Origin of the sequence: Chryseobacterium mulctrae (assembly GCF_006175945.1) — a bacterium.
In the GTDB taxonomy this organism is placed as follows: Bacteria; Bacteroidota; Bacteroidia; order Flavobacteriales; family Weeksellaceae; genus Chryseobacterium; species Chryseobacterium mulctrae.
The window spans coordinates 2,665,558-2,677,500 of record NZ_VAJL01000001.1; the positions used below are offsets into that span (position 1 = coordinate 2,665,558).

5 protein-coding genes, 2 tRNA genes and 4 rRNA genes (1 of these 11 only partly in view) are annotated in these 11,943 nt (G+C 40.5%); all 11 read left to right on the forward strand.

Features of this window, described 5'->3' with window-relative positions; genetic code table 11:
* The first annotated feature begins 4 nt into the window (after nucleotides 1–4).
* Entirely contained in the window at nucleotides 5–553 is a 549-nt protein-coding gene (locus FDY99_RS12220; RefSeq protein WP_102978647.1) for an OmpH family outer membrane protein, read from the forward strand.
* 73 nt (nucleotides 554–626) lie between these two features.
* Complete coding sequence (locus FDY99_RS12225; RefSeq protein WP_139421824.1) at nucleotides 627–1,130, forward strand: OmpH family outer membrane protein; 504 nt, start codon at nucleotides 627–629, stop codon at nucleotides 1,128–1,130.
* 69 nt (nucleotides 1,131–1,199) lie between these two features.
* Nucleotides 1,200–1,685, forward strand: a complete 486-nt coding sequence (locus FDY99_RS12230; RefSeq protein ID WP_074230282.1) for an acyl-CoA thioesterase — start codon at nucleotides 1,200–1,202, stop codon at nucleotides 1,683–1,685.
* Between the two features lie 10 nt (nucleotides 1,686–1,695).
* The gene (rfbD, locus tag FDY99_RS12235) at nucleotides 1,696–2,562 is read left to right on the forward strand and encodes a dTDP-4-dehydrorhamnose reductase (protein ID WP_139421826.1); all 867 of its coding nucleotides are present in this window, start codon (nucleotides 1,696–1,698) and stop codon (nucleotides 2,560–2,562) included.
* 1 nt (nucleotide 2,563) lies between these two features.
* On the forward strand, nucleotides 2,564–3,238 hold the full coding sequence (locus FDY99_RS12240; protein ID WP_139421829.1) for a hypothetical protein: 675 nt from the start codon (nucleotides 2,564–2,566) through the stop codon (nucleotides 3,236–3,238).
* A gap of 1,517 nt (nucleotides 3,239–4,755) precedes the next feature.
* Nucleotides 4,756–6,272 (forward strand): 16S ribosomal RNA (locus FDY99_RS12245).
* Nucleotides 6,273–6,453: 181 nt separating this feature from the next.
* Nucleotides 6,454–6,527, forward strand: a tRNA-Ile gene (locus FDY99_RS12250).
* Nucleotides 6,528–6,614: 87 nt separating this feature from the next.
* Nucleotides 6,615–6,688, forward strand: a tRNA-Ala gene (locus tag FDY99_RS12255).
* 204 nt (nucleotides 6,689–6,892) lie between these two features.
* Nucleotides 6,893–9,652, forward strand: a 23S ribosomal RNA gene (locus FDY99_RS12260).
* Nucleotides 9,653–9,795: 143 nt separating this feature from the next.
* A 5S ribosomal RNA gene (gene rrf, locus FDY99_RS12265) occupies nucleotides 9,796–9,903 on the forward strand.
* A 787-nt stretch (nucleotides 9,904–10,690) separates the two neighbouring features.
* Nucleotides 10,691–11,943 (forward strand): 16S ribosomal RNA (locus FDY99_RS12270) (it continues 264 nt past the right edge of the window).
* Together the 16S, 23S and 5S rRNA genes with 2 tRNA genes alongside form the textbook arrangement of a ribosomal RNA operon.

Consider the following 11,943-nt stretch of genomic DNA (forward strand, 5'->3'; position numbering starts at 1 on the left):
CAGTATGAAAAATTTTAAAACTCTTTTCACTTTAGCGGTAATTTTGCTTTTCGGATTTAGCAATGCTCAGAAAATAGGAGTCATTGATACCCAATATATTTTGGATAAAATGCCTCAATATAAGGAAGCTGAAGCAAGGCTTAATGCTCAGATTGATACTTGGGAACAAGAAATTAAAAGTATTCAATCACAATACGAGCAAAAAAAATCTGCTTTTGAGAGTGAAAAAGTTTTATTAATTGGTGATCAGCTTAAGCTTAGAGAAAAAGAGGTCTTAGACTTAGAAAAAAGTATTCAGACGACATTAAGTTTAAGATTTGGTAAAACCGGCGAGATCAATCAGCTTCGTGCTAATTTGGTAGAGCCTTTTCAAGATCAGATTTATACCGCTCTCCGTTCTGTAATCGCAAAAAACGGATTAGGTATAGTTTTTGATAAAAATAGAGACAATGTTCTTTCATATGAACCAAGATATGATTATACGGATAAAGTATTGGCCGTATTACTAAAAGGAACCGAGAAAGAAAAAGAAAAGAAAACTAATAAAAAATAGTAAAAGTTTCACCAGAACTTAACTTTTACTTAAATTTAAAATCTAAAAACAAATTAATTATTTATTACCCGTTATGAAAAAATTAAGTGTATTATTTGGAGCAGTAATGATGGTTGTCTCTGTTGGGATGGCAAAAGCTCAAAAAATTGCTACTCTAGACTTAGTAAGCGTACTTAATGCAATGCCTGAAAAGAAAAAAGCAGATACAGATTTAAAAGCTTTCCTTGATGTAAAAGAAGGAGAAATAAAAAAGAAGACTGACGCAATGCAGGCAAAATATGCTTTGTACACAAAAGAAGCTCCTACAAAAACAGAAGCTGAAAACAAAGCTAGACAAGAAGAAATGCAGAAGTTACAGACTGAAGCTCAGCAAATGAGCGAGAGAGCACAAAAAGATCTTGCTGAAAAAGAAAAATTGGCTTACGCTCCTATCGAAAAGAAAGTGATGGATGCTGTAAACAAAGTGGCAAAAGCAAACAGTTATGAGTATATCATGGATACGAACTCTACAGGTCTTATCTATAAAGGAGGTCCTGATGCAACTCCAGCTGTTAAAAAAGAATTAGGTCTTCAATAATTTCTGAAATTAACAAAGATTTATAAAAACTACCACTTCATTTCGAAGTGGTTTTTTTATTTTTGCGCTATGGAAAAAGAAGTCTCAACGACCGTAAAAGTAAGATTCAGTGATTGTGATCCGATTGGACATTTAAATAATGTTAAATATCTCGATTACATGTTCAATGCCAGAGAAGATCATGTAGAAACTTTCTATGGCTTTACTTACGAAGAATATACTAAAAAAACAGGCTGTACCTGGATTGCAATTCAGAATGAAATTGCTTATCTTAAAGAAGTAAAATACAATACTCAGGTTGTTATCAGCAGTAAAACGATCGAGATAGGAGACCGAATTTCTAAAGTAGAAATTCTGATGAAAAGTCTTGATGAAAAAACAATTCACGCGGTGCTTTGGGTTACGGTAATTTATTTTAATATAAAAACAAGACGTTCTGATATTCATCCGGAAGAAATCATGCAGACTTTTGGAAATTTTTATGTTGACTTAGAACAGAAAGACTTTCAGTCGAGAGTAAAGTTTTTAAGATCACAAAATGCGAAAAATTCATAAAACCAATTCAATGAAAAAAATACTTGTAGTAGGAAGTAACGGTCAGTTAGGAAACTGCATCAGAAAAATTGCTCCCGATTTTGAACCTCATTATGAATTTATTTTTACAGATTCTCAATCTTTAGATATTACAGACGAAGATCAGATTAATGATTTCTTTTATGATCAAAAACCAGACTTCTGCATCAATGCTTCAGCATATACTGCGGTAGATCTTGCGGAAAAAGAAAAAGAAAAAGAAAAAGCATTTGCTGTAAACACAAATGGAGTAGGAAACATTGCAAAAGCATGTGCTGATTATAAAACAGTTTTCATTCACGTTTCAACCGATTATGTATTTGATGGTGAAACCAATTTAGATTATTCGGAAGACGATTTTACAAATCCGATCGGAGTTTATGGAGAATCTAAACTGAAAGGGGAAGAGCTGGCTTTAGAAAATAGTCCTAAGACCATTATTTTAAGAACTTCTTGGCTGTATTCAGAGTTCAATAAGAACTTTGTGAAAACAATGCTCAACTTATTTTCGCAAAAAGATGAGTTAGGAATTGTTGCTGATCAATTTGGGCAACCAACCAATGCTAATGATTTGGCAGAAGCGATTATGGGTATTATAGAAAACCCGAACAAAACTTTTGGTGTTTTCCATTTTTCAAATTATCCGGAAACAACGTGGTTTGAGTTTGCAAAAAAAATTGCTGAATTCTCCAAATCATCAGTAAAGCTGAATGCATTAACGACAGAGCAGTACCCAACTCCGGCAAAAAGACCGAAAAGAAGCACAATGTGTCTCGATAAAATTGAAAAGATCTACAAGATTGAGCCGAAACATTGGGAAAACAGTTTAGAAGATTGTGTAAATATACTTTCAAATTAAAATGAAAAATATAATCACTCTTATTTTTGCTTTTTCCTTTACATTATTTAGTGCTCAAGATGTTTATTTGTCTAAAGTAGTAAAGGTCAACGATAACAAGGATAAAATTTTTATAAAAATTAGTAAAGAGACACCTGCGGAATACCTTGGTCAGATTGATGTTCAGGGATTCTCTTCTGATGACGAGAAAGTTTTCTCTAAAATTTATAAAAAAGCAAAAGAAATTGGAGCGAATGCTTTCGCTTACGAGCCTTTTGAAACAGTTGATGAGATTGAGCAACCTTTTAATCCTGCGAACTACAGAATTAAACTTTTTTATATCACAAAAGAAGAACTTTCTAAAAATTCACAGCAGCTTTACCTGTTCTCTTCTTCAGAAAAATCTCAGACAATTAGTATAAATAAAAAAAACTACGTGCTTGAACCAAGATCCTACCTCTCATTAACAGCTGTCCGTGGAGATGTTTATACAATTTCGACGAAAAAGTTCCTTGGATCGGCAATTAAGATATCAAATACAGATGGTATTCCTCAATATTTTCAAGTTTCTGCACTTAAAGTCAGTTCAAACAAATCTGGTGATGCCGGAATAAATTTGAAATCTGGAGATATAATAGGAGTTGATAGATCATACGGAGATTTTCTTAGAATGATCTACACAGAAAATAAGCAATAAAATTTTTTACATACATATACCTCTGAAAATATGCTTCTATTATTTTTCAAAAAAATAATAGAAGCATATTTTCAACTCTCATATTCTCTTACCCTCTAACTTTTTTTCAGAAGCTTTATCCGGCTTTCACTACTCGCTTTTTTGCACCTTGCTTTTTCCTTTTATGCAAAAAGAGCTCAAACAAGCCATTCAATCCGGGCTATTTTAGCAATTGTTCCATTTGGTGGATAACATCCAATATCGTTAAAAGCAAAAATATCTAAAAACTACATCGTGGTGTCCGGTTAATAGGGCATTATAAAAGTACAGGATTAAGCTCCATAGGAGCGATCTGTAAAATGATAGTAGATTATTATATAAAGAAAAGGTGTTTACCAAAATGTTCAGTGATGGTTATTAAAGGATTTTTTCAAAAAACTTCTTATTTAATCATTAGAAAACCAATCCATTTTATTTTGTACACAAAATCATATATAATAGTAAATATAGCGCTCCTCCGGAGCGAGCCCTTTGTAGCAAAACAATAATTGGTTAGATTTAAAGCTCCATCGGAGCGACACCTAAAACACAAGTCCTCCAAAAAGCAAATCACAGACAGAACAATATATAAAAGCAAAATCCTGCACTCCTAAAGAACGTTGTCTTTTATAATATAAAAGAATATCTTTTCACGTTTGAATCCTTTATTTTTCCCCTTTGTCTTTCTTTGCTAAGTAAAACGCTTTTGTTTGTCTTATATAAGGATATAACTAAAAACTCTTAGTTTGGCTTTGCGATAAAAACGCCTCTCTCTATATATTACCATAGATATTTGCCTCTGAAACCTTTTCTTTCTACTTTACTGTGCTTCGAGAATCCCAGAGCTTAAGCAATCTTCACTCCCAAACTTTCCAACGCTATTACTCTCCGACACTCACCCGCCACCCAACCCACACAACCTGCGACCAGCCACCGATACCCTAAGTCCTACCCTCTGCTACCTAATGCTCAAAATTTTGAATCATTAAACCAGTTAGTTACCATGGAATATTGATTAAATATGAATTTTATGTTAAATAAATTAGGATTGTGTGGTAATAAAGTACTACTTTTGCCCCACTGAAAAACGAGAGAGTTTCGGTAGCGCAGAAGAGCTTTGAATAAGGCAGAAACGATAAGACTAATGTTATCTACGGATAGATAAAGATCTTAGAAAAAACTTTTAAATTTTTTGAAATAAAAATTTGCGAGAAATAAAAAGATTCTTATCTTTGCAGTCCGGTAAAACGGGAGCGGAGTAGAATAAATCAAGTGTGGGAAATAAGGATTTAGGGTCATCAAAAAACTTTAAAATTTCTTTTAAAAACATTTGGTCAGTTAGAAATAAAGTTTTACTTTTGCACACGCAAATCGGTACTGAAAACGACAGAAAATGTAGGTATCGTAAAAAGCGAGAGAGAAGAGATCATTGAAAAATAATATACAACCAAGTAAGGAAAAACTAAAGCGTCAAAACTTTGAGTGAGTCAGACAAACATACAATGGAGAGTTTGATCCTGGCTCAGGATGAACGCTAGCGGGAGGCCTAACACATGCAAGCCGAGCGGTAGAGATCTTTCGGGATCTTGAGAGCGGCGTACGGGTGCGGAACACGTGTGCAACCTGCCTTTATCAGGGGGATAGCCTTTCGAAAGGAAGATTAATACCCCATAATATATTAAGTGGCATCATTTGATATTGAAAACTCCGGTGGATAGAGATGGGCACGCGCAAGATTAGATAGTTGGTAGGGTAACGGCCTACCAAGTCAGTGATCTTTAGGGGGCCTGAGAGGGTGATCCCCCACACTGGTACTGAGACACGGACCAGACTCCTACGGGAGGCAGCAGTGAGGAATATTGGACAATGGGTGAGAGCCTGATCCAGCCATCCCGCGTGAAGGACGACGGCCCTATGGGTTGTAAACTTCTTTTGTATAGGGATAAACCTTTCCACGTGTGGAAAGCTGAAGGTACTATACGAATAAGCACCGGCTAACTCCGTGCCAGCAGCCGCGGTAATACGGAGGGTGCAAGCGTTATCCGGATTTATTGGGTTTAAAGGGTCCGTAGGCGGATCTGTAAGTCAGTGGTGAAATCTCATAGCTTAACTATGAAACTGCCATTGATACTGCAGGTCTTGAGTAAAGTAGAAGTGGCTGGAATAAGTAGTGTAGCGGTGAAATGCATAGATATTACTTAGAACACCAATTGCGAAGGCAGGTCACTATGTTTTAACTGACGCTGATGGACGAAAGCGTGGGGAGCGAACAGGATTAGATACCCTGGTAGTCCACGCCGTAAACGATGCTAACTCGTTTTTGGGTTTTCGGATTCAGAGACTAAGCGAAAGTGATAAGTTAGCCACCTGGGGAGTACGTTCGCAAGAATGAAACTCAAAGGAATTGACGGGGGCCCGCACAAGCGGTGGATTATGTGGTTTAATTCGATGATACGCGAGGAACCTTACCAAGGCTTAAATGGGAATTGACAGGTTTAGAAATAGACTTTTCTTCGGACAATTTTCAAGGTGCTGCATGGTTGTCGTCAGCTCGTGCCGTGAGGTGTTAGGTTAAGTCCTGCAACGAGCGCAACCCCTGTCACTAGTTGCCATCATTCAGTTGGGGACTCTAGTGAGACTGCCTACGCAAGTAGAGAGGAAGGTGGGGATGACGTCAAATCATCACGGCCCTTACGCCTTGGGCCACACACGTAATACAATGGCCGGTACAGAGGGCAGCTACCTAGCGATAGGATGCGAATCTCGAAAGCCGGTCTCAGTTCGGATTGGAGTCTGCAACTCGACTCTATGAAGCTGGAATCGCTAGTAATCGCATATCAGCCATGATGCGGTGAATACGTTCCCGGGCCTTGTACACACCGCCCGTCAAGCCATGGAAGTTTGGGGTACCTGAAGTCGGTGACCGTAACAGGAGCTGCCTAGGGTAAAACAAGTAACTAGGGCTAAGTCGTAACAAGGTAGCCGTACCGGAAGGTGCGGCTGGAACATCTCATTTTAGAGCGTCTTTAGACGATAAACAAAATTAGTATCGTAAGATACATAAGTACTTACTTAAAGAGAAGCTTTAGTTTTTTATTTGGTTGATATATAATATAAAAATACAAAACCCACTAGAAATTAGTAAACGGGAACAGAGATAATTAACAATTATTAATTAATAATTATTAATTAGAGAGAGTCTCGTAGCTCAGCTGGTTAGAGCGCTACACTGATAATGTAGAGGTCGGCAGTTCGAGCCTGCCCGAGACTACTAATTGAAATAGAGGTTAGAAATTAGAATTTAGAAGTTAGTTTTTTACTAATATCTAATTACTAACATCTAACATCTTACCTAGAGGGGGAATTAGCTCAGCTGGCTAGAGCGCCTGCCTTGCACGCAGGAGGTCAAGGGTTCGACTCCCTTATTCTCCACAGTTTTGGAAAACTGATTTAAAAGTTACGAATAGAGCCAAAAACAATATTTGTTCATCAGAATTTCTGAAAAGAATTAAAGATCATTGACATTAACGGTAAAGATATCACAAAGAGATAACCGAGCACTTTCGAGTGCCGAGTTTATAAAAATATCGATAGACGAAAGTTTATCAAAAAATACTGAACTAATATAATATTAGGAAAGAAATCGTTAAGGGCGTATGGCGGATGCCTAGGCTTTCAGAGGCGACGAAGGACGTGGTAAGCTGCGAAAAGCTCGGGGGATTGGCACACACGAATTGATCCCGAGATGTCCGAATGGGGCAACCCGGCATGTTGAAGACATGTCACTCCGCAAGGAGAGCAAACCCGGAGAACTGAAACATCTAAGTACCCGGAGGAAAAGAAATCGAAGAGATTCCGTAAGTAGTGGCGAGCGAACGCGGATTAGCCCAAAAGCTTTTATATGTTTAATAGAATGTTCTGGAAAGAACAGCCGTAGAGGGTGATAGCCCCGTATATGAAAGGCATATTTAAGTGATAAATGAGTAGGGCGGGACACGTGAAATCCTGTCTGAATATGGGGGGACCATCCTCCAAGGCTAAATACTCCTGAAAGACCGATAGTGAACAAGTACTGTGAAGGAAAGGTGAAAAGCACTTCGAATAGAAGGGTGAAATAGAACCTGAAACCGTACGCCTACAAGCGGTCGGAGCCCACAAGTTGGGTGACGGCGTGCCTTTTGCATAATGAGCCTACGAGTTAATGTTACTAGCGAGGTTAAGGACTTCAGGTCCGGAGCCGGAGCGAAAGCGAGTCTGAATAGGGCGCTTAGTTAGTAGTATTAGACGCGAAACCTTGTGATCTACCCATGGGCAGGTTGAAGCTTTGGTAACACAAAGTGGAGGACCGAACCGGTTGACGTTGAAAAGTCTTCGGATGACCTGTGGGTAGGGGTGAAAGGCCAATCAAACTGGGAGATAGCTCGTACTCCCCGAAATGCATTTAGGTGCAGCGTCGTGTATAAGTTTATTAGAGGTAGAGCTACTGATTGGATGCGGGGGAGTCAAATCCTACCAATTCCTGACAAACTCCGAATGCTAATAAATGTTCCACGGCAGTGAGGGCGCGGGTGCTAAGGTCCGTGTCCGAGAGGGAAAGAACCCAGACCAACAGCTAAGGTCCCCAAATCTCTATTAAGTTGAAGCAACGCGGTTGGACTGCATTGACAGCTAGGATGTTGGCTTGGAAGCAGCCATTCATTTAAAGAGTGCGTAACAGCTCACTAGTCGAGCGGTCCGGCATGGATAATAATCGGGCATAAATAGAGTACCGAAGCTATGGATTTATATCATTAGATATATCTGGTAGGGGAGCATTCTGTTTGCACAGAAGCTGAGTCGTGAGGCTTGGTGGAGCGGACAGAAAAGAAAATGTAGGCATAAGTAACGATAAAGCGGGCGAGAAACCCGCTCACCGAAAGACTAAGGTTTCCTCAGCCATGCTAATCAGCTGAGGGTTAGTCGGGACCTAACGCGAACCCGAAAGGGGTAGTGGATGGACAATGGGTTAATATTCCCATACTTGCTCACACTAAAAAGGGGACGGAGTGCCGTACTTACTGGAGACTGACGGAATAGTCAAGACCTAGCCTTCGGGCGAAGTTGTTGTAGGGAAAGTGCTTCCAAGAAAAGCCGAAGTGAAGCAACCCGTACCAAAACCGACACAGGTAGTCGAGGAGAGAATCCTAAGGTGCTAGAGTGAATCATGGTTAAGGAACTAGGCAAAATAGTCTCGTAACTTCGGGAGAAGAGACGCCATCAGCAATGGTGGCCGCAGTAAAAAGGCCCAGGCGACTGTTTATCAAAAACACAGGACTCTGCAAAATCGAAAGATGCAGTATAGGGTCTGACACCTGCCCGGTGCTGGAAGGTTAAGGAAGGGCGTTAGCAGCAATGCGAAGCGTTTGACTGAAGCCCCAGTAAACGGCGGCCGTAACTATAACGGTCCTAAGGTAGCGAAATTCCTTGTCGGGTAAGTTCCGACCTGCACGAATGGTGTAACGATCTGGGCACTGTCTCAACCATGAGCTCTGTGAAATTGTAGTCTCGGTGAAGATGCCGAGTACCCGCAATGGGACGAAAAGACCCTGTGAACCTTTACTATAACTTCGTATTGACTTTGAGTAAGTAATGTGTAGGATAGGTGGGAGACTTTGAAGCAGGCACGCTAGTGTTTGTGGAGTCAACGTTGAAATACCACCCTTTACTTACTTGGAGCCTAACTTCTGTATTGAAGGACACTGCGTGGTGGGTAGTTTGACTGGGGTGGTCGCCTCCAAAAGAGTAACGGAGGCTTTCAAAGGTACCCTCAGCACGCTTGGTAACCGTGCGTAGAGTGTAATGGCATAAGGGTGCTTGACTGTGAGACCTACAAGTCGATCAGGTGCGAAAGCAGGACATAGTGATCCGGTGGTTCCGTATGGAAGGGCCATCGCTCATAGGATAAAAGGTACTCCGGGGATAACAGGCTAGTCTCCCCCAAGAGCTCATATCGACGGGGAGGTTCGGCACCTCGATGTCGGCTCGTCACATCCTGGGGCTGGAGAAGGTCCCAAGGGTTGGGCTGTTCGCCCATTAAAGTGGCACGCGAGCTGGGTTCAGAACGTCGTGAGACAGTTCGGTCTCTATCTATTGCGGGCGTTAGATGTTTGAGAGGGCTTGAATCTAGTACGAGAGGACCGATTTGAACAAACCTCTGGTGTATCAGTTGTTCCGCCAGGAGCACCGCTGAGTAGCTACGTTTGGAAGAGATAAGCACTGAAAGCATATAAGTGCGAAACTCGCCTCAAGATGAGACATCTTTTAAGGGTCGTTGGAGATGACAACGTTGATAGGCTATAGGTGTAAAGGCAGTAATGTCATAGCCGAGTAGTACTAATTACCCGTAGATTTATAGCCTGATATGGTGCTACGAAAGTGCAGCAAGGTTACCTCTTTGTGAATGTTTTTATCGATAAAATCAGAAGTTAGAAATTAGAGATTAGAAGTTAGTATATCACTAACCTCTAACTACTAAACTCTACCCTCTTATATACAACCTTTAGGGTGGTTTTAGCAGAGGGGCTCACCTGTTCCCATTCCGAACACAGAAGTTAAGCCCTCTAGCGCCGATGGTACTGCGAAAGCGGGAGAGTAGGTCGCCGCCAGTTTTTTTAAAAGTCTCATAGATTTGTTTCTATGAGACTTTTTTGTTATATACATCAACAATATATATTTTACACGGAGAAGATAAAATAAAAAACTCTCAGTAGCTTATTAAGCTATATTTAGGGCTGCTTTGTGGATAATTGCCCATATTCTTATCTAGTATTTGCTATACAATTCTTATAAATTATTCTAAAGTCCATTAAAATCACATTTGACTGCATTCAAAATAGATTTATGTCATTGTGGGTAACTATAATTTTATTTTTAAAATATTGTATTTCAGTATTTTAATAGAGTGAGTTCCTCACAAATTAGGTTTTTATTGTATGTTGATTTGTTTTGTATGCTAAAGTCGTCTTATCTTTGCCCCACTGAAAAACGAGAGTTGATTGGTAGCGCAGAAGAGCTTTGAATAAGGCGAAAACGATAAGACTAGTGTTATCTACAGTAGATAAAGATCTTAGAAAAAACTTTTAAATTTTTTGAAATAAAAATTTGCGAGAAATAAAAAGATTCTTATCTTTGCAGTCCGGTAAAACGGGAGCGGAGTAGAATAAATCAAGTGTGGGAAATAAGGATTTAGGGTCATCAAAAAACTTTAAAATTTCTTTTAAAAACATTTGGTCAGTTAGAAATAAAGTTTTACTTTTGCACACGCAAATCGGTACTGAAAACGACAGAAAATGTAGGTATCGTAAAAAGCGAGAGAGAAGAGATCATTGAAAAATAATATACAACCAAGTAAGGAAAAACTAAAGCGTCAAAACTTTGAGTGAGTCAGACAAACATACAATGGAGAGTTTGATCCTGGCTCAGGATGAACGCTAGCGGGAGGCCTAACACATGCAAGCCGAGCGGTAGAGATCTTTCGGGATCTTGAGAGCGGCGTACGGGTGCGGAACACGTGTGCAACCTGCCTTTATCAGGGGGATAGCCTTTCGAAAGGAAGATTAATACCCCATAATATATTAAGTGGCATCATTTGATATTGAAAACTCCGGTGGATAGAGATGGGCACGCGCAAGATTAGATAGTTGGTAGGGTAACGGCCTACCAAGTCAGTGATCTTTAGGGGGCCTGAGAGGGTGATCCCCCACACTGGTACTGAGACACGGACCAGACTCCTACGGGAGGCAGCAGTGAGGAATATTGGACAATGGGTGAGAGCCTGATCCAGCCATCCCGCGTGAAGGACGACGGCCCTATGGGTTGTAAACTTCTTTTGTATAGGGATAAACCTTTCCACGTGTGGAAAGCTGAAGGTACTATACGAATAAGCACCGGCTAACTCCGTGCCAGCAGCCGCGGTAATACGGAGGGTGCAAGCGTTATCCGGATTTATTGGGTTTAAAGGGTCCGTAGGCGGATCTGTAAGTCAGTGGTGAAATCTCATAGCTTAACTATGAAACTGCCATTGATACTGCAGGTCTTGAGTAAAGTAGAAGTGGCTGGAATAAGTAGTGTAGCGGTGAAATGCATAGATATTACTTAGAACACCAATTGCGAAGGCAGGTCACTATGTTTTAACTGACGCTGATGGACGAAAGCGTGGGGAGCGAACAGGATTAGATACCCTGGTAGTCCACGCCGTAAACGATGCTAACTCGTTTTTGGGTTTTCGGATTCAGAGACTAAGCGAAAGTGATAAGTTAGCCACCTGGGGAGTACGTTCGCAAGAATGAAACTCAAAGGAATTGACGGGGGCCCGCACAAGCGGTGGATTATGTGGTTTAATTCGATGATACGCGAGGAACCTTACCAAGGCTTAAATGGGAATTGACAGGTTTAGAAATAGACTTTTCTTCGGACAATTTTCAAGGTGCTGCATGGTTGTCGTCAGCTCGTGCCGTGAGGTGTTAGGTTAAGTCCTGCAACGAGCGCAACCCCTGTCACTAGTTGCCATCATTCAGTTGGGGACTCTAGTGAGACTGCCTACGCAAGTAGAGAGGAAGGTGGGGATGACGTCAAATCATCACGGCCCTTACGCCTTGGGCCACACACGTAATACAATGGCCGGTACAGAGGGCAGCTACCTAGCGATA